The following is a 25,738-nucleotide window of genomic DNA, read 5'->3' as shown; positions in this document are numbered from 1 at the left end:
GCGCCTGTGCTCAGCAGATACGGGGCAACTGTTCCCCGAGCGGCATGTCCACGATCCGCCGGGCCCCCACCAGCGTCCGCAGGGTCACCCGTCCCTCCGGCCCGCCCGGCAGCACCTCACCGATCCGCACCGCCCGCGCACCCTCGTCCACGGACCGCATCGCGGCCAGCGCGTCCCCTGCCGCGTCGGCGGCGACGAAGGCGACCAGACAGCCCTCGTTGGCGACGACCAGCGGGTCGAGGCCGAGCAGATCGCAGGCAGAGGCGACAGCCTCGGGCACGGGCACGGCGCTCTCCTCGATCTCGACGGCGACGGACGAGTCGTGGGCGATCTCGTTGAGGGTGGCGGCGAGTCCGCCCCGGGTGGGGTCACGCAGTACGTGGACGTCGGCGCCGATCGGCGCCAGGGTGCGCACTAGCCGGTGCAGCGGCCGGCTGTCCGAGGCGATGTCGCTCTCGAAGCCGAGGCCCTCACGCGTGCTGAGCACGGTCGTCCCGTGCAGCCCGACCGGCCCGGAGAGCAGCACCGCGTCACCGGGGCGGGCGAGAGCGGCGGAGGGCCGCAGGGAGCCGTGCCGCTGCCCGACACCGGTGGTGTTGATGAAGAGCTTGTCGGCCGCGCCGCGCCCCACGACCTTGGTGTCCCCGGTGACGACGGGGACTCCGGCAGCCTGCGCGGCCTTGCCCAACGAGCCGAGGACGGCGCGGAGTTCGGCCAGCGGCAACCCCTCCTCCACGATGAGGGAGACGGACAGGGCGAGTGGCCATGCGCCCCGCATGGCGAGGTCGTTGACCGTGCCGTGGACGGCGAGGGAACCGATGTCCCCGCCGGGGAAGAACAGCGGGCTGACCACGAAGCTGTCGGTGCTCATCACCAGTTCCCGGTAGCCGGGCAGCAGTGCCGCGTCCTCCAGCGGGCCCGGGGCGCCGTCGAGGGCGGGCAGGACCAGCTCGTCGAGCAGCTCGGCGGTGAGACGGCCACCGGCGCCATGGCCGAGGAGCACGACCTCTTCCTCGTGCTTCGGGGTGGGGCACTGGATGGTCATGCCGTGCTCCTCGTGGGAGTGCGTCCGGCCGCGTGGAAAGCGGCACAGGTGCCCTCGGACGACACCATGGGCGCGCCGAGGGGATGGCGGGGCGTGCAACGCGTGCCGTACGCGGCGCAGTCGGTGGGCAGCCTGGCCCCGGTGAGAATGGCACCGGCAATGCACTCCGGGTCCTCGACGGGGCACAGCCCGCTGACGTGGAAGCGCCGGACCGCGTCGAACTCCCGGTATTCCTCGGCGAGTTCGAGCCCGCTGTCGGGCAGCGCCCCGATGCCGCGCCAGGCCCGGTCGGTGACCCGGAAGACCTCGCGGACCGCTTCCTGAGCCCCGGTGTTGCCGGACCGCTGCACGGCCCGCACGTACTGGTTCTCCACCTCGTACCGGCCGGACTCCAGCTGCCGCACTACCATGAGGATGCCCTCCAGCAGGTCCAGCGGCTCGAAGCCGGTGACCACGATGGGCACCCGGTAGCGGGCGGCGATCGGCTCGTACTCGCGCCAGCCCATCACCGCGCACACATGGCCGGCCGCGAGAAAGGCCTGCACCTCGCAGTCGGGGTCGTCGAGCAGGGCCGTCATGGCGGGCGGCACGAGGACGTGGCTGACCAGCACCGAGAAGTTCTTGAGCCCGAGACGGGCCGCCTGCAGCACCGCCGTCGCGTTGGCGGGGGCCGTCGTCTCGAACCCGACGGCGAGGAACACCACCTCGCGGTCGGGGTGCCCGGCGGCCAGGCGGACGGCGTCCATCGGCGCGTACACCACGCGGACGTCCGCGCCCCGCGCCCGCAGCGACAACAGGTCGGTGTCCGTGCCGGGCACACGCAGCATGTCACCGAAGCTGGTCAGGATCACTCCGGGGCGGGCGGCGATGGCCATGGCCCGGTCCAGGGTCTCCAGCGGGGTCACGCAGACCGGGCAGCCCGGGCCGTGGATCATCCGCATGCCGGCGGGCAGCAACTCGTCGATGCCCTGGCGGACCAGGGTGTGGGTCTGGCCGCCGCACACCTCCATGATCCGCCAGGGGCGGGTGGCGGTCTCCCGCAGTTCGCCCAGCAGCCGCCGGGCCAGTACGGGATCGCGGTACTCGTCCAGGTACTTCATCGGTGCGTGAGTTCGATCTTGATGTCGACGACCCCCTCCACCGCCCGTACCGCTCGCGCCACGATGGGAACGAGTGTGCGGTCGGGCAAGGGGCCGCCCAGAGTGACCACGCCCTCGGTCACACCGACCGTCAGGACGGTGGTGACCGGGAGGTGGCCCAGGACGCTGTGCCGGATCTCCTCGGCGATCTCCTCGTCGGAGCGGAGGAACACCTTCAGCAGATCGCCGCGGCTGACCACGCCCTGCAGCATGCCCACCCCGTTCACGACCGGCAGCCGCTTGACGTGGCGGCGGGCCATGATGCGAGCGGCCTCGGCGACCGAGGCGTCCGCGTGCACGGTTGCGGCCGGACTGGTCATCAGCTCGCCCGCGGTCAGCGCGGCCGCCTTGGTCCGCTCCGCGAGTTCACCCTCGTCGGTGTCCCGGAACTCCTCCTTGGGCAGCAGATCCGCCTCGGAGACCACACCGACGACCCGGCCCTCACCGGCCAGCACCGGCAGGGCGCTGATCTTCCACTGGTCGAGCAGCCCGACGATCTCCTTGAAGGAGGCCTCGCTGCCGACGGCGACGGCGGTGTGCGTCATCACGTCGCTCACGGTGTACGGAGATTCAGGCATCGCATCCTCCCTGGGTGCGGACGACCGTCAGGTCGAGGAAGTGGGTGGAACAGGAGATGCACGGGTCGTGGTTGCGGATCGCCCGCTCGCACAGTGCCGTCAACTCGTCGTCGTCCGGGTCGTGTTCGGTGATGGCCCGCTGGGCCAGGCGCCGCAGGTCGTCCTCGATGGCGCCCTGGTTCTGCGCGGTGGGCGGCACCAGCAGCGCGCTGGTGACGATGCCGTCGGCGTCGAGTTCGTAGCGGTGGTAGAGCAGCCCGCGCGGTGCCTCGGTCGCGCCGTGTCCGGTGCCCGCGACCGGCGGCACCTCCGCATACGGGTGCGCGGGCGGCTCGTACGCCTCGATGATCCGCAGCGCCTCGCCGACGGCGTACACGGTCTCCACCGCCCGCACCAGGATCGACCGGAACGGATTGCGGCACACGGCGCCCTCCCGCGGGTCACCCAGCCCGGCCGCCACGGCCGCCTGCAGCGCCACCGTCGACAGCCGCGCGCCGCTGACCGCGAACCGCGCGAGGGAGCCGGTGAGATGCAGCCGCCCGTCGAGCCGCGAGTGCAGCGCGGTGGAGTGCGCGACGTGCGTCTCGGTGACGTGCCCGGTGAAGTCCCGCACGGGGAAGGACTCCCGGGTCCCGTCGGTGCGAAGGACGGTCGGTGTCCCGCCCTCGATGGCGTACGTGTCCGGCTCGGCCAGCGCCAGCAGATCGGCCTCGACCCGTGCGTCCGGGAACTCGAAGCCCGCGACCCAGCGCACGGTGTCCCAGGCGTCATCGAGTGCCTGCTTCAACTCCTCTTCCAGGGGCCGCAGTTCGGCGCGCGTCGGCACCCGGTGGAAGCCACCGAGGCGGACGTTCACGGGATGCACGGCCCGCCCGCCGAGCAGCTCCATCAGCGAGTTGCCCGCCTTCTTCAGCCGCAGTCCCCGTTCGACCTCGGCCCGGTGCGTGCGCGCCAGGTCGATCGCGCTCGCGCGGCCCAGGAAGTCGGGGGCGTGCAGCAGGTAGATGTGCAGGGCCTGGCTCTCGATCCACTCGCCGCAGTACAGCAGCCGGCGCAGATCACGGATCACCGGACCGACACTCACCCCGCACGCGTCCTCGATCGCCGCGCAGGCACTCATCTGGTACGCCACCGGGCAGATCCCGCACACCCGGGCCGTGATGTCCGGGGGCTCGGTGTGAGAACGGCCGCGCAGGAACGCCTCGAAGAAGCGCGGCGGCTCGTAGATCTCCAGCCGTGCCTCGGTGACCGTGCCGTCGTGCACACGCAGGCGCAGCGCGCCCTCGCCCTCGACCCGTGACAACGAGCCGACGTGCAGCACACGGGATCCGCGATGTGTCACTTGCGAACCTCCTTGCCGATCTCGTCGAACGCGGGGGCGTTGAAGGTGTGCAGGAACCGTTCCACGGCGTCGTCGTCGAGGCCGTCGCGGCGCAGCAGCGGGATCAGCGCGGGCAGGTTCACCGACCCGGACGGACCGAAGCAGCCGAAGCAGCCCCGGTGGTACGCCGGGCACAGTGCCCCGCACCCGGCGTGCGTGACCGGTCCCAGGCAGGGGGTGCCGTGGGCGACGGTGACGCAGACCGTGCCGCGCCGCTTGCACTCGAAGCACACGCTGTGGTCGGGGACGTCGGGCTTGCGGCCGGCGAGGAACGCGGTGATCACCTCGATGAGCTGACGCCGGTCGATCGGGCAGCCGCGCAGTTCGAAGTCGACGTCCACGTGGGCGGAGACGGGTGTGGAGGTGGCGAGCGTGGCGACGTACTCCGGGTGGGCGTAGACCACACGCCGGTACTCGTCGACGTCCGCGTAGTTCCGCAGGGCCTGGATGCCTCCGGCGGTCGCGCAGGCGCCGATGGTCACCAGGTGGCGCGAGGCGGCCCGGATCGCGCGGATCCGCTCGGCATCCGCGGCCGTGGTCACCGAGCCCTCGACCAGGGACAGGTCGTAGGGCCCGGGCGCGACAGCGCTGGACGCCTCCAGGAAGTGGCTGATGTCCACCTCGCTCGCGAGCGCGAGCAGTTCGTCCTCGCAGTCGAGCAGGGTGAGCTGGCAGCCGTCGCAGGAGGCCAGCTTGAACACGGCGAGGGTGGGTGCCATCACAACTCCCTTGTTGAGAGCAGGGGTTGGGCGAGTTCCCAGTCCACGACCGGCCCCGCCCGGCACAGCAGCAGCGGTCCGAGCTGGCAGTGCCCGCAGTGCCCGGTCGCGCAGCGCATGTTCCGTTCCAGCGAGACCCGGATGCGGTCGCCGGGCACACCGCGGTGGGTGAGTTCGCGGGCGGTGGCGCGGATCATCGGCTCGGGCCCGCAGACGAACGCCCACGTGTCCTCCGGGTCGAAGTGCGCCCGGCCCAGCAACTGGGTGACCACGCCGACGTCCCCGCGCCAGTCCGCGGCGGGCTGGTCGACCGTCACTCCGGTGTACGCCGTGGCCCAGCTCCCCACTTCCTTGCGGGCGATCAGGTCGCCCGGGGTACGAGCCCCGACCAGGACGTTGACGCGGCGATACTTCTCCGGCTCGGCCAGCGCGCCGAGGATCAGTGGCCGCAGCGGGGCGAGCCCGATGCCGCCGGCCACGACCAGGACGTCGCGGCCGCGCGCCCGCTCCAGCTCCCAGCTCGTGCCGTACGGGCCGCGGATGCCGACGACGTCGCCGACCCGGGCGGCGCACAGCCCGTCGGAGACCGCGCCCACCGAGCGGACCGTGTGCGCGAGGCCCCCCGTGGCCCGCACGGAACTCACCGAGACGGGGATCTCACCGCGGCCGAAACAGTGCACCATCGCGAACTGTCCCGGCAGGAAGTCGGGCAGCGCCGCGCCGACCGGTTCGAGTCGCAGCGTGACCGTGTCCGCGGTCTCCGGCCGACGGGCGACCACGCGATGGGGGACCGGTACGGCGGTCATCGCGCTTCCTTCGTCTCGTAGGTCCCGTACAGGTCGACCAGCCGGGCGCGGGCCGCGTTCAGCCGGTGGGCCAGCACCCGGCCGACCCAGTGCTCGACGGAGCGGCCGAACTCGGCGTTGTCCAGGCACATCAGACGTACGGCCACGGCGTCGAACTCGTAGGCCCGCACCGGGGTCAGGGTCCTGGCGCCCAACTGCCAGACGTACGGCTCGTACAGCCAGGACCAGCCGGCCAGGTCACCGACCCCCAGTGTCTCGATCACGGGCGGGCGGTGGCCGGGCACATGCATGTCCAGGGCGACCGTGCCGTCGCGGACGATCCAGAAGTGGTCGGCGCGTCCGCCCTCCTCGAAGAGCCGGGCGTCCTGCCGGAAGTCCGCCTCGCGGGCCGCGCGCAGGAGCTGGTCCCGGTGTTCGGGCGGCAGTGCGTGCGACATGCGCAGGGTGATCGAGGGTGTCATCGCTCCGGCTCCGTCTCGTGTTCGGCGTGCAGCGCGGCGACTTCCTCGGTGATGTCGATGCCGGCCGGGCACCAGGCGATGCAGCGCCCGCAGCCGACACATCCGGACGTGCCGAACTGGTCGTGCCAGGTGGAGAGCTTGTGGGTGAGCCACTGCCGGTAGCGGCTGCGGGCCGAGGTTCGGACCGGGCCTCCGTGCAGATACGAGAAGTCCAGGTCGAAGCACGAGTCCCAGTGCTGCCAGCGCTCGGTGTGGTCACCGGTCAGGTCGGTGACCTCCTCCGTGGTGGTGCAGAAGCAGGTGGGGCAGACCATCGTGCAGTTGCTGCAGGTCAGACAGCGGGCGGCGACGTCGTCCCAGCGCTCGGCGTCGAGGCTCGCGCCCATCAGGGTGCGCAGGTCGACCGGGGGAAGCGAGCGGCCCATGCGGTCGCGGGCCGCGTCCACGACAGTGCGTGCGCCGGCCTCCGTGGCCGTGTCGGCCGTGCGGTGCGGCACCTGGTCCAGCAGGCGGGCGCCGTCCTCGCTGCCGACGCGCACGAGGAACCGGTGCCCGTCCCCGTCCACCACCTCGGTCAGGGCGAGGTCGTACCCGGGGTCCGCCGCGGGCCCGCCACCCGTGGAGACGCAGAAGCAGGTCGCGCCGGGCTCGGTGCACTCGGCGGCGATCAGGAACGCCTTGGACCGGCGCTGCCCGTAGCCGGTGTCCTCGTACCGTCCGCCGGTCAGGACCCGGTCCTGGATCGCGATGGCCCGCAGGTCGCAGGGGCGGACGCCGAGGAAGGCGTACGACGGGACGTCCGGCTCGTGGGTGGCGAAGGTGACCTCACCCTCCGGTGTGCGGTCGGCGCTCCACAACCGCTCCCGCGCCGGGTGCAGGTAGGACTTCCAGGACTGCGGGCCCGCGCTGTGCGCGAAGGCGGCGCCGTCCTCGCGGGGGACGAGCCGGTAGCGTCCGGCGTCCAGTTCGACGCCCCAGCCGTAGGGGAGCGCGTCCGCGGAGGTCAGCTCGTCGAGCACGATGGCGCCGTCACGGACGGTCGGTCCCACCACGGTCCGTCCCCGCGCCACCAGAGCCGCGACCAGCGCGTTCAGACCGTCCCGGTCGAGTACGGCCGGGGCTGTGGTGGCGGTCATGACGGTCCTCCTTGTTCCGAGGCGGTTCCGTGCTTCCTCCATCATCAGGTTCGGCCCTCGACCGGTGCCCGAGGCAGGGGCTGACCGGCCCTACTCGACGGGCCGACGGGACCCTTCACGCGGCGCCGGCCTCTTGCGGGTGCGCCACGGCGGCGCGCCCAGCCGCATGCGGCCCGCAGTGTCACGACGGTCCTTTCGGCTCCCCCGGCGGAGCGCTACGGAAGAGCCTCGCCCAGCTCGCCCTCGACCGCGCCCGACATCGCCCGCAGCACGTCGAGCGTGCGGTGTGCCTCCGCCTCGTCCACCAGGGTGATGGCGAAGCCGACGTGCACGATGACGTACGACCCGATGCCCGCTTCCGGCGTGCAGCTGAGGCAGGCCTCGCGCCGTATCCCGCCGAAGTCGACGGTCGCCATGCGCAGGCCGGCGTCGTCGTGGATCTCGACGACCCGTCCCGGGATGCCCAGGCACATACGCGTTCACCTCTCCCCGGCCAGGCGCGCGGCCGCGACCGCCGCCTGGCCGTAGCTGATGCCGCCGTCCCCGACCGGGACCTGACCGCCGACCAGCACCCGCAGTCCCTGGGCGTGCAGCCGGCGCTTCACCTCGGTCAGCAGCCGGCGGTTGACGAAGCAGCCGCCGCCCAGGCACACGGTGCGAGGCGCGCCCTCGGACACGGCCCGTTCGACGAGATCCGCGGTGACGATCGCGAGGGTCAGATGGAAGGCCGCGGCCAGCCGGGCCACCGGCTCCCCGCTCAGCTGCCGCTCCAGGAGATCGGTCAGGGTCGGCGCGGGGTCGTACACCCACAGGCCCCGCACCCGCACGACGCGGTGGGTGAGCGGTACGGCGTGCGCGTCGCCCGCCGCCGTTTCGAGCAGGACGGCCGCCTCGCCCTCGTAGCTGATCCGGTCTGCGAGGCCGAGGAGCGCGGCGACCGTGTCGAAGAGCCGCCCGGCACTGGATGCCCGTGGGCAGTTGACCTGCCGGGCGATCATGGCGCGCACGGCGGAGACCTCGGCCGGGTCCAGGCGGTCCGTGTAGGACCGGGCGAGCCAGGGATACGGGCGTGGTGAGCCCAGCATCTCGCCGCCCAGCAGATGACCGAGGGCGGTGCGGGACGGGCGGCGTACCGCCGCGTCACCGCCGGGCAGGGGCGCGGTCGCGAACCTGCCCACGCGCCGGTAGCCGGCCAGATCGGCGACGAGGATCTCGCCGCCCCACAGGGTGCCGTCGTCGCCCAGCCCCAGCCCGTCGTAGGCCACGCCGAGGAACGGGCCCCGCACCCCGTGCTCGGCCGCGCAGGCCGCCACATGCGCGTGGTGGTGCTGGACCGGGATCCGGCGCAGCGGCTGCGTCTCGGCCCACTGCGTGGACAGACAGCCGGGGTGCAGATCGTGGGCCAGGGCCACCGGTTCGATGCCGGTGAGCCGCTTGAGGTGTTCGTACGACGTCACGAACGCGTCGTACGTCGGCAGGTCGGCCAGGTCCCCGGTGTGCGGCCCGATGTGGGCCCGGCCGTCGGCGGCAAGGGTGAACGTGTGCTTCAGCTGGGCGCCGGCCCCGGCGACCGGCTCCCGTACGGGAAGCGGCAGCGGGGCGGGGGCCAGCCCGCGGGCCCGGCGGACCGTGATCCGGGTGCGCCCGGTGAACTGCACCACGGAGTCGTCGTACCGGGACCGGATCGGCCGGTCGTGCGTGAGGAAGCCGTCGGCCACGGAGACCAGGGTGCGAGCGGCCTCCGCGTCGTCGGTGGCGATCGGCTCGTCGCTCAGGTTGCCGCTGGTGACCACGAGCGGCCGGGCCAGGTCGTCGAGAAGGAGGTGGTGCAGGCCGGTGGTGGGCAGGAAAAGGCCGACCCGGGTCAGGCCGGGGTGCACCCCGGGTGCGAGCGGGGCCACCGCTCCGCGCCTCCGGCGCCGGGCGAGCAGCACCACCGGGCGCTCCGGAGACGTCAGGGCCTCGCGTTCCGTGGCGCCGATCCGCGCCAGCCGGGCCGCCGTCCCGATGTCCCGCACCATGACGGCGAACGGTTTCGCCGGGCGGCGCTTGCGGCGCCGCAGCTCCGCCACGGCCCGCGGATCGCCCGCGTCGCACACCAGCTGGTAGCCGCCGAGGCCCTTCAGTGCGACGATCCCGCCCTCGGTGACGGTCTTGACCGCTTTTCGCAGCGCGTCCTCGCCACGCAGGTCCTCCCAGGCCAACCGTGGTCCACAGGAGGCGCAGGCGACGGGTTCGGCGTGGAAGCGCCGGTCGCCGGGGTCGGCGTACTCGGCCGCACACCGCGCGCACAGCGGGAAGCGGCGCATGGTCGTGCGGATCCGGTCGTACGGCAGATCCTCGATGATCGTGGCACGCGGCCCGCAGTCCGTGCAGTTGATGAACGGGTAACGGTGGCGGCGGTCGCGCGGATCCCGCAGTTCGCGCAGACAGGCGTCGCAGATCGCCGCGTCGGGCGGGATCTCGCGTGGTGCCGGGTCCGTGGGACCGGGTGCGCTGCCACGTACCTGGAAGCCCGGGTCGTACGCCGACTGCCGTGCGCTGCCTGTCAGTTGGACGCGGCGGACCCGGGCGAGCGCCGGTGCGCCGGTGCGCAGGCGGGACGCGAACTCCTCGATCGCGCGGGGCGGTCCGGCGATCTCGCCCTCCACATGGCCGTTGACGTTGGCCACCCAGCCGGCCAGGCCGAGCTCCGCCGCCGTGCGGTACACGAACGGACGGAAGCCGACGCCCTGGACGATCCCCTCCACACGGAAGCGACGCACGTTCATGTCCCCCTCCTGGCTGTCATGCCCCGGTGCCGCGTGATCTCGTCCTCGACGGCCTCCGCGAGGGGATCGACGGCGGCGGCGACGACGGACGAGAGGCCGGTGCCGAGCTCACTCTCGGCGCCCTCCACGGCGTAGACGACCAGACGGTCCGGCAGCAGATCCAGCGCCCGTGCGAGCTCCACCGCCTCGCCGAGGCCCAGCCCGTGCGAGCTGGTGGCCGACGGCTGTTCGAGGAGTCCGGCGTCGAGTGTGAGGCGGTGGACGCGGCCGGGGGAGCCCGGGTGCCCGTGGGCAGCGTCCACGACCACGGCCAGGTGGGCGCCCTCCCACAGTCCGATCAACCGCCCGGGGTCGCCGTCGCAGGTGGCCAGGACGGTGTCCGGCGGCAGCGGTCGTCCCTCGGCCCGCTCCCGCAGCCGGGCGAGCACGGCCCAGCCCACGCCGTCGTCGCGCCGGAAGTCGTTCCCGACGCCGATGACGGCGATCCGCGTGCGTGTCGGCATGTCTCCCACGGTGCACCGTGGGCACCGGACACGCGAGGGGCCGAACGGCCTGTCCGGGAGGGGCGACCCGCCCTTCCCACAGCCTGGCGGTCGTGGACGACCCGGCGCGGGCCGAGAGTGCCCGTGCCGCCGCCTGCCGGTCGGCCGGCAGGGCCGTTCGACCCTAGTCAGACGCCGGACGTACTGGCTTCACTGACGAACCGAAGGTGTCGTGCGGCTGGAAGGAGTGGGGAGATGATCGCTGCGGTGGGGCACGCAGACTTGGCGTCGGACACGCTGAAGCTGGTGGAGCCCGGGCTGCGGGCGGTGCTGGAGCGGCTGTCCGGGGGAGTGCCGGGTCTGGTGCGCGCGGGCGCCGGGGCGTCGCTGGCGTTCGGCCGGGCGATGCGGGCGGCGGACCGGGAACTGGTCGTGGTGATCCCCACGCAGGCGATGGTGCCCGCGCTGCTGCCGGAGCGGGACCGGTTGGCGGTCGGCGAGTTGCTGTGTCTGGCCCGGCAGGTGCGTCTGCTGGCGTACGACCCCGGTCATCGCGACGCGTGCGTCGGCGCGGACGAGGTGCTGATCGAGGGGTGTGAACGCATGGTGGCCGTCTGGGACGGTTCGCCGTCCAACGGCCGTGACGCCACCGCACATCTCGTGGCGGAATCGTCCGCGGCGGCACTCGGCACTGTGCCTTCCCCTTTCCGGCAGTTCGGGCCGCTCTCGGAGGGGCCCGTGGGTCACACCGGAGGCCGCCTGGCCCTGCTCGGCCGGGCCATGGGGACCGAGCGGCCCATGCGGGCGGCTTCTGTCCGGGTCAGTATGGAGTCGACGAACTGTTCCGGCCGCAAGGAGATCACCCTGCGGCGCACCCGCCGTGACGGGAGCCGCGGCTGGTAGAGCAGGGAAGGGGGATCGTCATGCAGGTACTGGTCCTTCGCGGCGTACTCGACACGTCATCCACGCCCACCCTGCTGCGCTTGATGGCCGCAGGTCACCTGCCGACGTCGACGATGGTCACGCACACTTTTCCGCTGGACCAGATGGAGGAGGCGTACGAGGTCTTCTCCCGGGCAGCCGACACCGGGGCGCTCCAGGTCGTCCTCGGCGGGCAGCCCCACGACACCGTGGCCGTCAGGGCGGCCGCCCCAGGGAAGTGAGCGAGCATGTCCGACCAGAAAACCCCGACCGGTGAGGCCCCGCCGCCGGTGTCCGCACACGGCGACATCGGCAGGCGCATCGAACGGCGACGCGAGGAACTGGGCCTCTCCCTGAGGGAGACGGCCGAACGGGCGGGCACGGCCCCGGGATACATCCAGTATCTGGAGGAACAGCCGACCGCCGCGCCGGGCATCGGCCTCCTCATCAGGCTGGCAGACGCTCTGCAGACCACGGTCTCGGCCCTGCGCGGAGGTGACGCAGATCTGCCGCCCGGCATCGGCCGCGCGGCATTCCACCCTCAGTGGACAAAGCTGACCACCGAGGAATGCCGGGCGCGGCTGGGGACGCACGGCGTGGGACGCCTCGCGGTGTCCCTGCCCGAGGGCCCGGTCGTCGTCCCTGTCAACTACAGCGTGATCGACGGCGCGGTCGCCTTCCGCACCGAGCCCCGTACGACGCTCGCGGCGGCCGCGGGAACCCAGGTCGCCTTCGAGGTCGACCGTATTGACGACGCGCTCAGCCAGGGCTGGAGCGTGCTGGTCCGTGGACGCGCCCAGGCGGTGACGGACCCCGATGCCGTACGTCGGCTGGAGGAGCTGGCATACAGCGCTCCCTGGGCGGGCGGCGAACGCAACCTATGGGTGCGAATCGACCCTGTGGGTGTCACCGGGCGCGAGATCACCGTGCCTTGATTCCCTGCCCGGTGGACCCGTTGGCCGGCAGTGGACTCCACGCAGGACGAGGACGGCGCACAGCCGCGATGGCCGGAAGCCGGGAGCGGGGCCGGCCGCAGAAGGGCCCGCGATGAGGCCGGCAGGGCGAGGTCGCGGCGGCGGAGCGACACCGTGCGGTCGCGGGCGCGGTGCGCCGCGGCATCACTCCCGGGTGGGGAACGGTGGATTCGCGGTCGGGCTGTTGCGGGGTGGTCCCAGACGCGCGGGTGCAACAGCTCGTGCAGATCAGGAACGCCGCCACCGGGAGAGTGGTCATGACGGCACCTCCGGTCCGTCCGGTCCGTCCGGCACCTCCGGCACCTCCGGTCCGTCCGGTCCGTCCGGTCCGTCCGGTCCGTCCGGAGTGGCCGCCGACCGGCGACCGCCGGGAGGCCATGCGGATCCCTCCCGGCGGCCGTCGGCCCCGGCCGCACCGGTCAGGTCCCGTAAGGTCGTGACCGTGTCGAGTTCGCCATGAACGAGTCAGACGGTTACCACGGAAACCGTTGGACGTTCTGCCCCTTCCCCGACCCTCAGTCGATCACCGCGGCCCGTACGCACAGCACGTCCGGCAGATGGGACGCCAACTGCTGCCAGCTGTCGCCGTCGTCCGCCGACGCGTACACCTCGCCGTTGCGGTTGCCGAAGTAGACGCCCGCCGGGTCCGCGCCGTCCGTGCACAGCGCGTCGCGCAGCACCGTGCCGTAGTGGTCCTCCTGGGGCAGGCCCGCCGACAGGGGTTCCCAGCTCTTGCCCGCGTCCGCCGTACGGAAGACCCGGCAACGGTGGTCGGCGGGGACGCGGTCTTCGTCGGCGTTGATCGGGAAGACGTACGCCGTGTCGCCACGATGCGGGTGCGTCGCCGCCGCGAAACCGAACGTAGAGGGGAGTCCGGCGCCGATGTCCGTCCAGTGCCCGCCCGCGTCGTCACTCCGGTAGACACCCCAGTGGTTCTGGAGGTAGAGCCGGTCCGGGTTGGCCGAGTCCTTCGCGATCTTGTGCACGCACTGGCCGAACTCCGGGTTCGGATCCGGCATGAACACCGCGGAGACACCGGAGTTGGACGGGGCCCAGCTCGCGCCGCCGTCGGCCGTGCGGAACACCCCGGCCGCAGAGACGGCGATCGTCATCGCGTGGGGGTCCCGCTGATCGGTGACGATCGTGTGCAGGCCCTCACCGCCGCCGCCCGGTGCCCACTGGGAGCGGGTGGGGTGCTCCCACAGAGGGCGGACCAGCTCGAAGGACACACCGCGGTCCTCGGAGCGGTACAGCGCCGCCGGTTCCGTGCCCGCGTACACCACGTCCGGCTCCGCCGTCGACGCGTGGAGCTGCCAGACGCGCTCCAGCGAGGCGCCCGTGTCCTTGGGGAACTTCACGGCGGGCCGCTCCGGTTCGGTCCAGGTCCGGCCCAGGTCGTCGGAGTGGAAGACCGACGGCCCCCAGTGGGCGCTGTCGCCGCCCACCAGCAGCCTCGGGATGTCGCGCCTGGTGTCGATCGCGACCGAGTACACGGCCTGCGCGTTGAAGGAAGGGGCGTCGTCGAACTCCCACGTGCCACCGCGCCGGTGCCCGATGAACAGGCCTTTTCGCGTGCCGACCGTGAGCAGTACCTCGGTCATGCCGATCACCTCCGGGACGTCGTTGTCCAGTCATCGGCCAGTCTGCACCCCACCACTGACAGTCACCCCTGGAGACGCCGTTGTCGCAGGTCAGGGCGGTCTGGCGGCGGGATGTGACGGAGACCTCGGGGGAGCCGTGAGCAGGGGCGGGACATCGTGCGTATGGGAGGACGGCAGGGCATGTCCGTGTGCGCGTGAGGAGGATGCCTTCAATGACGGCATTCCGTGGTCCAAGGGTGTGGCTGTGGCGTTGGCGGCGCAATCCGCTGAAGCGCCGCGTGGATGCCGTGGAGGGGTGGGCCGTACTGGCCACCTGGGCGCTCACCGTGTTCACCGGAGTCCTCGTCGGCCTGATGGCGACCCACTCCGTCGAACAGGGGCTGGCCAGAGAGCGCGCCGAGTGGCGACCCGTGGCGGCGTTGGTCGTCGAGGACGCGCCCGGCACCGTCGGCAGCGAGAAGGTGTGGGCGAAGGTCCGCTGGACCACCGCCGACGGCACCCCGCACACGGGTCAGGCCCGGGTCGACTCGGGCAGCACCGCAGGCAGCCCGGCGACCATCTGGACGGACCCGCAGGGCCGCCTGGTGACGAAGCCCGCGACCGAGTCCGAGGCCCGTCTCAGGGCCGCGATGGTCGGCGCCCTGGCGGGCGCGAGCGGTGCGACCGTGCCCTATGTCGGCTGGCGTCTCCTGCGTGGACGTCTGGAGCGACGGCGGATGGCGGAGTGGGAGGAGGCGTGGGAGCGGTTCGACCCGATGTGGGGACGCAACACGCGCTGACACGTGTCGGGGGAGGCGAGGGAGTGAGGACTGGAGACGTCCTGCCTCTCCCCGGGCCGCTCCGGCCGCAGGCCGCGTGGGCACCGCCGTGTGTGGCGGCGGCTGTCGTCCCTGCGGCCGGGCCGCCAACCCCAGAGGTCCACCGAGGCGAGGTTCCGCGTGGTACGGGCACGTCCCGCGTGCTGCCGTACGGATGGCGCTGGCGTATCGAAGCCCGGTCGACTTCGTCGATTTCCCTGAACACGGTGCCCCTCCCGGACGAAGTACCACCTGATCGGGAGTCTGCGCCACGGCACTGACAGCCAAGCGGAATCGCGGGAGCGAGTGTGCGCGCACCGCCGACGCGGTGATCCGGAGGCGGTCGGTGAGGAACGGCGGCCGTACGAAGCGCCGTGCGGGGACGCTTCGGACGGCCGCCTCACCTGCCGTGGGGGGATCGCCGGGACTACCTGTAGGTGATGTCCGAGGTGCTGTAGAGGCAGTTCGTGCTGTCGGGGCCCGTCCCGGCCGCAGTCGTGTTGTTGTACTTCTGGCAGGGCACGACCTTGCGGCTCGCGTCGTTGAGGATCGTGATGCCACGCAGGGTCGCCACGTCGTTGCGGTTGACGTTGATGCCGACGAGCCGAGCGGTGGAGCCCGTTCCGGTCACCTCGATGTTGCTGAGGTTGACCTTGCGTGTGTACTGCGTGGAGCAGTCGCCGCAGGAGCGGTACAGCGTCTTGAACTCGCTGACGGCGAAGTTCGAGATGTTCACGGTGCCGGGCCCGTTGTGCTGGAAGACCTTGTCTGCGGCCTTCTTGGCGCCACCGCCGGTGACGGTGTAGGTCGAGCCGCCGCGGAAGGTCGCGGCGTCCTCGCCGACGTCCTCCCACCACACGTTCTGCAGGGTGCAGTTGCCCTCGCAGTGGATGCCGTCGGCGCCGGGCGCGCCGATGATGACGTTCTTCAGCGTCGCGCCGGCCGCGAGCTTGAAGATCGGGTCCTGGCCCTCTTCCTGGCCGTCGCCGGCCAGGGCGCCGCTGCCGTAGTACCGCACCATGCCGCCGTCCCTGACGCCGGACACGTTGATGGTCGAGCTCACTCCCTGGCTACTGGAGGGCGTCGGCCAGGTCGCCGCGCTCGCCGTGGGTACATTGAATGTCATGATCATGACACCCGAGAGGCCGAGTGCGGTCAGAGAGCCGGTGAGTGCGCGCCCGCGGGCGCGCGGGGGTGCTGCAGAGGTCATGTCCCGATCCTTCTGTGTCGTGAGGGGCTGGTCAGGGCTTTCCGGTGCCCGCGCCGCCGGTCACCGAGGCGACGACGGTCGAGGCCGGCTTCGCCGTGCAGCTGTACGGAGCGGTGGTGAACGTGCCGACCCGCGGGACCTCCGTGGCGGCTCCGCCGAGGTCGTTGCCGCGCGGGTCGGCGTATCCGTCGACGTCGCTGCTGCGGTTCGTGGTGACCGCGACCTTCGTCGTACGGAAGGCGTTGTTCTCGACGAGCGTCCGGGCGCCCGTCCGGGAGCGCACGGCGGTCCCGGCGCCCTCGACGAAGTTGTCGTAGAAGTGACCGGTGCCGAAGCGCAGGCTGGGGATGCGCGAGTAGATGTTGCTGAAGTGGTTGTGGTGGTGGTAGGTCACCTTCAGGTGGCCGGTGTCCTCGGACGCGTTGTTGTCGCTGTGGCCGACGAGCGAGCCCTTGAAGTGGTCCTTGAAGGTGTTCCAGGGCACCGTCACGTTGTCCGAACCGTGATTGATGTCCAGCGGGCCGTCGTAGTAGTCCTTGTCGTGAGTGCGGTCCGCCGAGAAGGAGTTGTGGTCGATCCACACCTTCGTGGACTCCTGGACGGACACGCCGTCGGACGGTGCGAGCGGCTTGCTGATGTCGAGGTTGCGGACGACGGCGTTCGTCTCCTCCTTGATCCTCAGGCCGCCCCCGGTGAACCCGGAGGACGAACCGACGCCCGGAACCGTGGTGTTGGAGCCGATGCCGACCTGGCCGCCCAGCGTGATCAGGCCACTCACCCGTACGACCTTGGCCGCGTTGCCCGTCACGGCCGTGGTGAAGGCGGCGGGCGTCGTCACGGTGACCGGGGTGGCGCTGCCGCCGCCGGTCGTTCCGGCGCCGAATCCGATGGGCGTTCTCGGCCGCCCCGGCCGGCTGGGGGACGGCCGGAACGGCGACGGCCGCGAGGGCGGTGGTCACGGCCGCTGCTGCCGCGGATCTTTGCGTCTGTGTATGTGGGGGGCGGGTGCGCATGCGGGTGCGTCCCTTCAGGAGGGCTGACCGATCGAGCAGGCGATCGGGTATATGAACATCATTCGCTGGGTTGATTGTCAGTTGTGTGCCGTACGCAAGCTGGTGTCGCGGCGACGGGGAGCCCGGAGTGGGGGACGGTAACGCTCCAGGGCGTGCACTGTCCCTGGTGGTACGCGCTTCCGGGGCCGCCTCGTCGAATGCGGATCGACATCGATGGGTCACATCGATGAACGGAAGGTAGGGGGTAAGCGCTTTCTGGTCAACGCTTTGCGCGCAATGTGTACCGGTCGGGTCTGCAACCGCTGGTCAGCGAATCTTTTCGACGTGTGGGAGCGCTTCCATGGAGGCCATGCTCATGTCACGATGCGGGCGGGCAGCCCCGCAGAGCGGGACTTCGACTTCCGCCACGCGTTACCCCACGAGCCGTGATCAGGAAGGGACAAGGACGTGTCCACCACTGTCGGCACCATCGCGAGGAGACCGCTGCGTTCGGTGCTCGTCGCACTTCTCGGAGGCCTGCTGCCGCTGCTCGCGGCGACATTCCTCACCGCGCCCGCGGCGTCGGCCCGAACGGAGACGCCCGCCGCGGCGCCCGTCGAGGCAGCCGCAACGCTCACCGAGATAACGGACTTCGGGACCAACCCGAGCAACCTGCAGATGTACGTGTACGTGCCGGACACCGTCACCACGCGCCCCGCGGTCCTGGTGGCCGTGCACTGGTGCACCGGCTCCGGCCCGGTGTTCTACTCCAACACCGAGTACGCCTCGCTGGCCGACCGCTACGGATTCATCGTGATCTACCCGTCCGTCACCCGCGACAGCAAGTGCTTCGACGTCTCCTCGCCGCAGGCGCTGACCCGGGGCGGCGGCAGCGACCCGGTGGGCATCAAGTCCATGGTCGACTGGGTGACCCGTACCTACGACGCCGACACCAGCAGGGTCTACGCCACCGGGGTCTCCTCCGGCGCGATGATGACCAACGTGCTGCTCGGCGACTACCCGGACGTGTTCGCGGCCGGATCGGCCTTCGCGGGCGTACCGTTCGGCTGCTTCGCCACCACCAACGGCTCGGAGTGGAACAGTGAGTGCGCCCAGGGGACGGTGACCCACACCCCGCAGGAGTGGGGCAACCTGGTCCGCAACGCCTACCCCGGCTACACCGGACCCCGGCCGCGCATGCAGCTCTGGCACGGCACCGAGGACGACGTGCTGCGCTACCCCAACTTCGGGGAGATGATCAAGCAGTGGACCAATGTGCAGGGTCTCGGCCAGACGCCGACCACGACCGACTCGCCCCAGTCGGGCTGGACCCGCACCCGCTACGGCGCCACCGGTGACAGGGCTCCCGTCGAGGGCATCAGCCTCCAGGGTGTCGGACACAACCTGATCACCACCGGCATGGCCGCCCGCGTGATCACCTTCTTCGGCCTGGACAGCGGCGGCACCGTGCCCCAACCGCCGGCCGGCCCCTGCAAGGTGACGGTCACGACCAACGCCTGGAACACCGGGCTGACCTCGTCCGTGACCATCACCAACACCAGCACGACGGCGGTGAACGGCTGGAAACTGGGCTTCACCCTGCCCTCCGGCCAGGCCATCACCTCCGGCTGGAGCGCCACCTACGCACCGGCCTCCGGGGCGGTGACCGCCACCAACGTCACCTACAACGCGGCCATCGCGCCCGGCGCGAGTGTCGGCATCGGCTACCAGGCGAGCCATACCGGCAACAGTGCGGCACCGTCAGGCTTCACGCTCAACGGAACGGCCTGCACGGCCGGTTGAGCCCCGCCCCGCCGGGTGCGCGCCACGAGCGCGCACCCGGTCTCCCCGCCTCGAAGAGATGCAGACGTCCGGACAGAGGAAGGCGCCCGCCCCGTGAAGTCGCCCCGCCTCACGCAGTCACCCCGGCTCCTACAGCCGTCCGCCAGAGCAGCGCTCGCCCACCTGGCCGCCACCTGCGTGTTCGTGCTGGCCCTCGCCGTGGCGTTTTCCGCAGTGGTGGCCCTCGTCAGAAGCCCGCAGCCGGCGGTCACCGACCCGGGCCGGTCCGCCCCGAGATGGGTCAACACCTGGACGTCGATGCCGCAACTCACCGAGCCCGGCAACATGCCCCCGGCGCCCTTCACCGGGGAGCGTGCCACCCTCGTCGACACCACCCTGCGCCAGACCGTGCGCGTCTCCACCGGCGGCGAGCGCGTCCGGCTGCGTTTCTCCAACGCCTTCGGCACCACCCCGCTGCCGTTGACCGCCGTGACGGTGGCCCTCCCGCTGGACGGCCGGGCCGGGGTCAGTGCCGTCGAACCCGGCACCCTGCGCGAGGTGACGTTCGCCGGACGCAGGTCCACCACCGTCCCCGCCGGGGCCCAGGTCGTCTCCGACCCGCTGGACTTCGGGCTGCGCCCCGCCACCAACCTGACCGTGACGACGTACCTCGCGACCGGCCAGGCCTCGCTCGCGCTCACCTCGCACCCGGGCTCGCGCACCACCTCGTACCTCCGCAACGGCGACGGCGCGGGCGAGCCGGATCTGCCCGGGGCCACCCCGGTCAACCACTGGTACCTGCTCAGCGACGTCGAGGTGCTCTCCGGGCGGGACACGCGTGCCGTCGCCGTGCTGGGCGACTCGCTGTCCGACGGCCGGGGCTCCACGACCAACGGCAACAACCGCTGGCCCGACCAGCTCCTGGACCGGCTCCGGGCCCGCCCGGGCGGCGACCGGATCGCCGTACTGAACCAGGCGGCGGGCGGCAACCGGGTGCTCAACGACGGCCTGGGGCCCAACGCCCTCGCCCGGCTCGACCGGGACATCCTGGTGCACAGCGGGGTCTCCTGGCTGATCGTCTTCGAGGGCGTCAACGACATCGGCACCGCCGAGGCCACCCCGGCCGCCCAGCAGCGTGTCACCGACGACCTCGTCGCCGCCTACCAGCAGATCGTCGTCCGCGCGCACGCCCAGGGCATCCGTGTCTACGGCGCCACCCTCACACCCTTCCGCGGCAGCACGCCGTACGACGATCCGGCCGGCCTGCGTGAGAGGACCCGGCAGACAGTGAACGACTGGATCCGCACCGGTGGCGCCTTCGACGCCGTCGTCGACTTCGACCGGGCGGTCCGCGACCCGGCCGCTCCGGGGCGGCTGCGCGCGGACCTCCATGACGGGGACTGGCTGCATCTGAACCCCGAGGGGTACCGGATGCTGGCCGCCGCCGTTCCCGCGCTCTGGTTCAGGAAGAACTGATCCCGGGTTGATGACCGTCACAAATGCCCTCATTCTTGGGCATATGGTGAATGGGCCGCGCGAGGAAGAGCGGGTGGTCCCGGCCGGTGACGCCGTGGCGGTGATCGACGCTCACGGCACCGTCACGGGCTGGAGCGACGGCGCCCGACGGCTCACCGGGTACACCACCGCCGAGGCCACCGGCCGTCCGGCGGCGGACCTGGTGGCCGGTGACCCGCGTGCGGCCTGGCGGGAGCTGCGTGCGTCCGGAACCGCAGTCGTGGCCGTACGGCACCGGGACGGACGGCGTCCGGAGCTGGCGCTGCGCCTGTGTCCGGTGCGGGGGGAGCGGCGGGCGTACGTCGTCACCGCGGTGCCCGCCGACCCTGGGCGGACCCTGGCCGAACTGGTGTTCCGGCAGGCCTCCATGTCGATGTCCGTCTTCGACACCGGGCAGCGCTACCTGCGGATGAACGACGCGGCCTGTGCCGTCATGGGCCGGCCCGAGGCCGAGTTCCTGCACCGCTATTACCCCGACACCGTCGAGGACGCCGAGCACAGCCGTGGCTTCCTGCGCCATCTGGAGATCGTCGCGGAGACCGGGCGGCCGGTCCACTACGAGAGCTGGACCCGATCACCCTCGGGGCGCCGCATGCACGCCTGGACCACCGAGATGTGGCCGCTGCGGGATCGGGCGGACGAGGTGCTCGGCGTCGCGCTCGCCGCCTTCGACAGCAGCGAGCAGTTCTGGGCGAGGCAGCGGCTGGCCATGCTGAACGAGGCCGCCGCGGGCATCGGCACCCGGCTCGACGTCGTCCGCACCGCCCGGGAACTCGCCGAACTGGTGGTGCCCAGGCTCGCCGACTTCGCCAGCGTGGACCTGCTCGATTCGGTGCTCCAGGGCGACGAACCGACGGTGGGGCAGGTGGAGGCCGACGTCGAGCTGCGCCGGGTCGCCCACCACTCGCTCACGGCCGGGGTGCCGGAGGCGGCGATCGGCCTCGGCGCGGCGGACGTCTACCCGCCGTACTCGCCGCCCGCCCGCGCGCTCGCCACCGGCCTGCCCGTCCTGGCCCGCACCGGCGACCCCGACCTCGACCGGTGGTTCGGCCGGCACACGGCCCGCTCCGCCAAGCTGCGCGACTCGGAGACCCATGACCTCGGGCTGATGGCCGTACCGCTGACCGCGCGCGGTACGACGCTGGGCGTGGCCGTGTTCGTGCGGCTGCTGACACCCGAGAAGCCCGACGTGTTCGACGAGGACGATGTGTCGCTGGCCCGGGAACTGGTCAGCCGCGCCGCCGTGTGTGTGGACAACGCCCGCCGCTACACCCGCGAACGCACCACCGCCCTGGCCCTCCAGCGCAGCCTGCTGCCCCAGACGGTGGCCGGCCAGGCGGCCGTCGAGTTCGCCTCGCGCTATCTGCCCGCGCTGTCCCGGGCGGGCGTGGGCGGCGACTGGTTCGATGTGATCCCGCTGTCCGGGACCCGGGTGGCGCTGGTCGTCGGGGACGTCGTCGGCCACGGTCTGCACGCCTCGGTGACCATGGGCAGACTCCGTACGGCGGTCTGGACGCTGGCGGACGTCGATCTGCCGCCCGACGAGCTGCTCACCCACCTGGACGACCTGGTCGGCCATCTGGGGACCGACGAGTCCGGCGAGTCCGGCGAGATCGGCGCGACCTGTCTGTACGCGGTGTACGACCCGGTGTCCCGGCGCTGCACGCTCGCCGCCGCCGGGCACCCGCCGCCGGTCGTCCTGTACCCGGACGGCAGGGTCGAGGTCGTGGAGGTGAACGCGGGTCCCATGCTCGGCGTCGGCGGGCTGCCCTTCGAGGCGATCGAGCTGGAGCTGCCCGAGGGCGCCGTGCTCGCGCTCTACACGGACGGTCTGGTCGAGGCCCGCGATCGCGACCTGGACGCCGGAACCGCCGCGCTGTGTACGGCACTCGCCGCACCGGCCGACAGTCTGGAGTACGTCTGCGACACGGTGCTCGGCTCCCTGCTCCCGGAGACACCGGGCGACGACGTCGCCCTGCTGGTCGCCCGCACCCGCGCCCTGGACGCCGAACAGGTCGCGGTCTGGGACCTGCCCGCCGACCCGGCCGTGGTCGCCACCGCCCGCAAACACGTCACGGACCAGCTGACCCGCTGGGGCATCGACGAGGCCGCCTTCGTCACAGAGCTGGTGGTGAGCGAACTGGTCACCAACGCGATCCGCTACGGCGGCGACCCCATCCAGCTCCGGCTGATCCGCGACCGCACCCTCATCTGCGAGGTCTCCGACGGCAGCAGCACCTCGCCACATCTGCGCCGGGCCCGCACCTTCGACGAGGGCGGTCGCGGCCTCCTCCTCGTCGCCCAGCTCACCGACCGCTGGGGCACCCGCCCCACGGGCACGGGCAAGACCATCTGGGCGGAACAGGCCTTGCCGCCGTCCCTGTGAGTCCTCAGACGGACCGGTGGTACTGGTCCGGCACACGCACCTCGCCGCCCAGCTCGCGGGCCGCGTGCCGGGCCCACGACGGGTTGCGCAGCAGTTCACGGCCGAGGAGCACCGCGTCGGCCTCGCCGTTGGCCAGGATCTTCTCGGCCTGCCCGGCGTCGGTGATCATGCCCACGGCGGCGACGGGCAGCGAGGTCTCGGCCTTCACCCGCGCGGCGAAGGGGACCTGATATCCGGGGCCCGTCGGGATGCGTACGCCGGAGGCGTTGCCGCCGGTGGAGACGTCGAGCAGGTCGACACCGTGGGCGTGGAGCTCGGCGGCGAAGCGCACGGTGTCGTCGGGGCTCCAGCCCCCGTCCGCCAGCCAGTCGGTCGCCGAGACACGGAAGAACAGCGGCTTGTCGTCGGGCCACACCTCCCGTACGGCGTCGACGGCTTCGAGCGCGAAACGAACACGGTTCTCGTAGGAGCCGCCGTAGGCGTCGGTGCGGTGGTTGGAGTGCGGGGACAGGAAACCGTTGATCAGATAGCCGTGCGCGCCGTGGATCTCGGCGACCTCGAAGCCCGCGTCGAGGGCGCGACGGGCCGCGTCCGCGAACTGGCGGACGACCTCACGAATCTGATCGACCGTCAACTCGGCCGGGACCGGGTGTTCCTGGTCGAACGGCAGTGGGCTCGCGCCGAGCGGCTGCCAGCCGAGGGTGTCCGGTCCGAGCGGGGCGCCACCCTTCCAGGGCAGGCCGGTGGAGGCCTTGCGGCCGGCGTGGGCCAGCTGGATGGCGGGCACGGTGCCCTGGGAGACGAGGAAACGGGTGATCCGGCGGAACGCCTCGACCTGGGTGTCGTTCCAGATGCCGAGGTCGTACGGGGTGATCCGGCCCTCCGGGCCGACGGCGGTGGCCTCGACGACGATCAAACCGGTGCCGCCGGCGGCGCGAGCCGCGTAGTGCGCGAAGTGCCAGTCGTTCGGGGCGCCGGTCTCCGGGCCTTCGGGTGCCGCCGAGTACTGGCACATCGGGGGCATCCACACGCGGTTGGGGATGGTCAGGTCGCGGAGGCGGTAGGGCTCGAAGAGCGCGCTCACGGCGGACTCCATTCGTCTCTCGTCGTTCGTCAGCGGGTCACTGGACGACTCATACGATAGACATCGTAGTACGGCGAGTGTCAAACTACGAGAGTTCTCGTACAATGGGATTCCCGACGAAGTGGAGAGTCGCCGTGGCCACCGCAGCCCCCGCCCCCAGCAGTCGCGATCTTCCGCACCCGGTGCGGGAGGAGATCCGGCTGGAGGGCGTGCTGCACGCGCTCTCCGACCCGATGCGCCTCCAGGTCGTACGAGAGCTCGCCGCCACCGGCGACGAGCTCTCCTGTTCGCACTTCGTGCTCCCGGTCACCAAGTCCACGACCACCCACCACTTCCGGGTGCTGCGCGAGAGCGGGATGATCCGGCAGGTCTACCGGGGCACGGCCAAGATGAACGGCCTGCGCCGGGACGACCTAGACGGCCTCTTTCCGGGACTTCTCGACAGCGTCCTGTCCGCCGCCGCCCGCCAGGCCGACCGCCTCGGCGGTGTTGCCGCCGACTGAACCGCTTTTCCCCGCAAGGTGGTTGAAGAGCAGGTTCAGTACGATCGCCGTCAGGCAGCCCGCGCTGATGCCGCTGTTCATCACCGTCTGGAACCAGTCCGGGAACTTCGCGTACACCGTCGGCACACCGACGGGCAGCATGCCCACGGCCACCGAGACCGCCACGACCGTCAGGTTGTGGTTGTCCCCGAACTCGACCCGGGCCAGCGTGCGCAGCCCGCTCGCGGCGACCGTCCCGAACATCACCAGACCCGCGCCGCCCAGTACCGGCGCCGGAACGGCCGCGACCACCGCGCCCAGCTTGGGCAGTAGACCGAGCAGCACGAGGATGCCGCCGGCGACCGCCACGACCCAGCGGCTGCGCACCCGGGTCATCCCGACGAGGCCGACGTTCTGGGCGTAGGCCGTGTACGGAAACGTGTTGAAGACGCCGCCGAGGACGGTGGAGAAGCCGTCGGCGCGCAGCCCGTCGGCCAGGGAGCGCGGCTCGACCTTCCGGCCGGTCATCTCGCCCACCGCGATCAGGTCACCGGTCGTCTCGGTCATCGTCACCAGCGCCACCACCAGCATGGAGACGATCGCCGACACCTCGAAGGCGGGCGCCCCGAAGTGGAACGGCGCGCTGACGCCGACCCAGTTCGCGTCCCCGACCCCGTCGAAGTCCGTGAAGCCGAAGGGAACGGCCACGGCCAGCCCCACGACGATCCCGGTCAGCACCGCGATCCGGCTCAGGAACACCGGCGCGAACCGCTGCACCCCGAGCACCACGGCCAGCACGAAGGCGGCCAGAGCCAGGTTCTTCGGTTCGCCGAACTCCGGCGAACCCACCCCTCCTGCCGCCCAGTTGCCCGCCACCGGCAGCAGTGACAGACCGATGATCAGAATCACCGTGCCGGTCACCAGCGGGGGGAAGAAGCGCAGCAGCCGCCCGAAGACCGGCGCGAGCAGCACGATCGCGAGCCCCGCGACGATCACCGAGCCGTAGATCGCGGGCAGCCCGCCGCCCGTCGTACCGATGAGGACCATCGGCGACACGGCCGCGAAGGTGCACCCCTGCATGATCGGCAGCCGGACGCCGAAGCGCCAGAAACCCACGCACTGGATGAGTGTCGCGATCCCGCACACCAACAGGTCCGCGGTGATCAGATACGCCAGATCGGCGGGCGACAGCTTCATCGCACCGCCGACGATCAGGGGCACCGCCACGGCTCCCGCGTACATCGCGAGCACGTGCTGCAGGCCGAAGACGGCCAGCTGGCGTACGGGTGGGACCTCGTCCACGGGATGCACGGGTGGGGGCGCGGTGGTGGCCATGGGTACTCCAGGGGCGGCGGGGACGAGTGGGGCGTCCTGGCGCGGTGGGGGAGCGCCCGGACAGGAGGAGACCGTAAGGCGCTTAACCTTGATCCACCGAGGTGGTTCGAGAGTGATCTTCTGATCGTTTTCTGCGTCCGC

22 protein-coding genes and 2 pseudogenes are annotated in these 25,738 nt (G+C 71.8%); 8 read left to right on the top strand and 16 right to left on the bottom strand.

Going from position 1 to position 25,738, the window contains the following annotated elements; all coding sequences use genetic code 11:
• Nucleotides 1–10 precede the first annotated feature (10 nt).
• From hypE to RB628_RS25580, 11 genes are all read right to left on the bottom strand, one after another.
• Complete coding sequence (gene hypE, locus RB628_RS25630) at nt 11–1,045, bottom strand: hydrogenase expression/formation protein HypE (RefSeq protein WP_318322864.1); 1,035 nt, start codon at nt 1,043–1,045, stop codon at nt 11–13.
• The gene (gene hypD / locus RB628_RS25625; RefSeq protein ID WP_318322863.1) at nt 1,042–2,145 is read right to left on the bottom strand and encodes a hydrogenase formation protein HypD; all 1,104 of its coding nucleotides are present in this window, start codon (nt 2,143–2,145) and stop codon (nt 1,042–1,044) included. Before hypD ends, hypE begins: the two co-directional genes overlap by 4 nt.
• The gene (locus RB628_RS25620) at nt 2,142–2,762 is read right to left on the bottom strand and encodes a CBS domain-containing protein (RefSeq protein WP_318322862.1); all 621 of its coding nucleotides are present in this window, start codon (nt 2,760–2,762) and stop codon (nt 2,142–2,144) included. The genes hypD and RB628_RS25620 overlap by 4 nt, the downstream gene beginning before the upstream one ends.
• Entirely contained in the window at nt 2,755–4,104 is a 1,350-nt protein-coding gene (locus tag RB628_RS25615) for a Ni/Fe hydrogenase subunit alpha (RefSeq protein WP_318322861.1), read from the bottom strand. Before RB628_RS25615 ends, RB628_RS25620 begins: the two co-directional genes overlap by 8 nt.
• Nucleotides 4,101–4,862 (bottom strand): oxidoreductase, encoded by a 762-nt coding sequence (locus RB628_RS25610; RefSeq protein WP_318322860.1) that lies wholly within the window; start codon nt 4,860–4,862, stop codon nt 4,101–4,103. Before RB628_RS25610 ends, RB628_RS25615 begins: the two co-directional genes overlap by 4 nt.
• Nucleotides 4,862–5,668 carry an FAD/NAD(P)-binding protein gene (locus RB628_RS25605; protein WP_318322859.1) on the bottom strand — a complete coding sequence of 269 codons (807 nt, stop codon included), beginning with the start codon at nt 5,666–5,668 and terminating at the stop codon, nt 4,862–4,864. The genes RB628_RS25610 and RB628_RS25605 overlap by 1 nt, the downstream gene beginning before the upstream one ends.
• On the bottom strand, nt 5,665–6,129 hold the full coding sequence (locus tag RB628_RS25600; protein ID WP_318322858.1) for a cyclic nucleotide-binding domain-containing protein: 465 nt from the start codon (nt 6,127–6,129) through the stop codon (nt 5,665–5,667). The genes RB628_RS25605 and RB628_RS25600 overlap by 4 nt, the downstream gene beginning before the upstream one ends.
• The gene (locus RB628_RS25595; RefSeq protein WP_318322857.1) at nt 6,126–7,265 is read right to left on the bottom strand and encodes a 4Fe-4S dicluster domain-containing protein; all 1,140 of its coding nucleotides are present in this window, start codon (nt 7,263–7,265) and stop codon (nt 6,126–6,128) included. The genes RB628_RS25600 and RB628_RS25595 overlap by 4 nt, the downstream gene beginning before the upstream one ends.
• 215 nt (nt 7,266–7,480) lie before the next feature.
• Nucleotides 7,481–7,738 carry a HypC/HybG/HupF family hydrogenase formation chaperone gene (locus RB628_RS25590; protein WP_318322856.1) on the bottom strand — a complete coding sequence of 86 codons (258 nt, stop codon included), beginning with the start codon at nt 7,736–7,738 and terminating at the stop codon, nt 7,481–7,483.
• Nucleotides 7,739–7,744: 6 nt separating this feature from the next.
• On the bottom strand, nt 7,745–10,036 hold the full coding sequence (gene hypF / locus RB628_RS25585) for a carbamoyltransferase HypF (protein ID WP_318322855.1): 2,292 nt from the start codon (nt 10,034–10,036) through the stop codon (nt 7,745–7,747).
• Nucleotides 10,033–10,539: a hydrogenase maturation protease gene (locus RB628_RS25580; RefSeq protein ID WP_318322854.1), complete on the bottom strand. Its 507-nt coding sequence runs from the start codon at nt 10,537–10,539 to the stop codon at nt 10,033–10,035. Before RB628_RS25580 ends, hypF begins: the two co-directional genes overlap by 4 nt.
• A 234-nt stretch (nt 10,540–10,773) precedes the next feature.
• Between RB628_RS25580 and RB628_RS25575 the strand changes: the two genes are divergently transcribed.
• The 3 genes and pseudogenes from RB628_RS25575 (at nt 10,774) to RB628_RS25565 (ending at nt 12,374) form a co-directional block, all read left to right on the top strand.
• Nucleotides 10,774–11,421, top strand: a complete 648-nt coding sequence (locus tag RB628_RS25575; protein WP_318322853.1) for a hypothetical protein — start codon at nt 10,774–10,776, stop codon at nt 11,419–11,421.
• Nucleotides 11,422–11,462: 41 nt separating this feature from the next.
• A pseudogene (locus tag RB628_RS25570) lies at nt 11,463–11,681 on the top strand (alcohol dehydrogenase); the annotation flags it as partial.
• Between the two features lie 6 nt (nt 11,682–11,687).
• Nucleotides 11,688–12,374 carry a helix-turn-helix domain-containing protein gene (locus RB628_RS25565; RefSeq protein ID WP_318322852.1) on the top strand — a complete coding sequence of 229 codons (687 nt, stop codon included), beginning with the start codon at nt 11,688–11,690 and terminating at the stop codon, nt 12,372–12,374.
• Nucleotides 12,375–12,928: 554 nt separating this feature from the next.
• Here RB628_RS25565 and RB628_RS25560 read toward each other — a convergent pair.
• On the bottom strand, nt 12,929–14,014 hold the full coding sequence (locus RB628_RS25560; RefSeq protein WP_318322851.1) for an exo-alpha-sialidase: 1,086 nt from the start codon (nt 14,012–14,014) through the stop codon (nt 12,929–12,931).
• A gap of 212 nt (nt 14,015–14,226) precedes the next feature.
• Here RB628_RS25560 and RB628_RS25555 point away from each other — a divergent pair, with 212 nt between their 5' ends.
• On the top strand, nt 14,227–14,793 hold the full coding sequence (locus RB628_RS25555; protein WP_318322850.1) for a hypothetical protein: 567 nt from the start codon (nt 14,227–14,229) through the stop codon (nt 14,791–14,793).
• A gap of 445 nt (nt 14,794–15,238) precedes the next feature.
• On the opposite strand, the gene RB628_RS25550 is transcribed toward RB628_RS25555, so the two are convergent.
• Together RB628_RS25550 and RB628_RS25545 are read right to left on the bottom strand one after the other, a co-directional pair.
• On the bottom strand, nt 15,239–16,021 hold the full coding sequence (locus RB628_RS25550; RefSeq protein ID WP_318322849.1) for a pectate lyase: 783 nt from the start codon (nt 16,019–16,021) through the stop codon (nt 15,239–15,241).
• Between the two features lie 31 nt (nt 16,022–16,052).
• Nucleotides 16,053–17,034, bottom strand: a pseudogene (locus RB628_RS25545) (polysaccharide lyase family 1 protein).
• A gap of 447 nt (nt 17,035–17,481) precedes the next feature.
• On the opposite strand from RB628_RS25545, the gene RB628_RS25540 reads away from it, so the two are divergent.
• The 3 genes from RB628_RS25540 to RB628_RS25530 all read left to right on the top strand — a co-directional run bounded on the left by RB628_RS25540 (nt 17,482) and on the right by RB628_RS25530 (nt 22,696).
• Complete coding sequence (locus RB628_RS25540) at nt 17,482–18,816, top strand: PHB depolymerase family esterase (RefSeq protein ID WP_318322848.1); 1,335 nt, start codon at nt 17,482–17,484, stop codon at nt 18,814–18,816.
• A gap of 162 nt (nt 18,817–18,978) precedes the next feature.
• Nucleotides 18,979–20,271 (top strand): SGNH/GDSL hydrolase family protein, encoded by a 1,293-nt coding sequence (locus tag RB628_RS25535; RefSeq protein ID WP_318322880.1) that lies wholly within the window; start codon nt 18,979–18,981, stop codon nt 20,269–20,271.
• A 43-nt stretch (nt 20,272–20,314) separates the two neighbouring features.
• Nucleotides 20,315–22,696, top strand: coding sequence for a SpoIIE family protein phosphatase (locus tag RB628_RS25530; RefSeq protein WP_318322847.1), 2,382 nt, complete (start codon nt 20,315–20,317; stop codon nt 22,694–22,696).
• Between the two features lie 4 nt (nt 22,697–22,700).
• Here the strand turns inward: RB628_RS25530 and RB628_RS25525 are convergent, their stop codons facing one another.
• Nucleotides 22,701–23,780 (bottom strand): NADH:flavin oxidoreductase/NADH oxidase, encoded by a 1,080-nt coding sequence (locus RB628_RS25525; protein WP_318322846.1) that lies wholly within the window; start codon nt 23,778–23,780, stop codon nt 22,701–22,703.
• Nucleotides 23,781–23,914: 134 nt separating this feature from the next.
• Here RB628_RS25525 and RB628_RS25520 point away from each other — a divergent pair, with 134 nt between their 5' ends.
• Nucleotides 23,915–24,283, top strand: coding sequence for a helix-turn-helix transcriptional regulator (locus RB628_RS25520; protein ID WP_318322845.1), 369 nt, complete (start codon nt 23,915–23,917; stop codon nt 24,281–24,283).
• Here RB628_RS25520 and RB628_RS25515 read toward each other — a convergent pair.
• Complete coding sequence (locus RB628_RS25515; protein WP_318322844.1) at nt 24,194–25,597, bottom strand: nucleobase:cation symporter-2 family protein; 1,404 nt, start codon at nt 25,595–25,597, stop codon at nt 24,194–24,196. The genes RB628_RS25520 and RB628_RS25515 overlap by 90 nt on opposite strands.
• Between the last annotated feature and the right edge of the window lie 141 nt (nt 25,598–25,738).

This window comes from Streptomyces sp. ADMS (assembly GCF_033441795.1).
Taxonomy (GTDB): Bacteria; Actinomycetota; Actinomycetes; order Streptomycetales; family Streptomycetaceae; genus Streptomyces.
The sequence above is the reverse complement of the archived record's forward strand: the minus strand, read 5'-3'. Positions and strand labels throughout refer to the sequence as shown.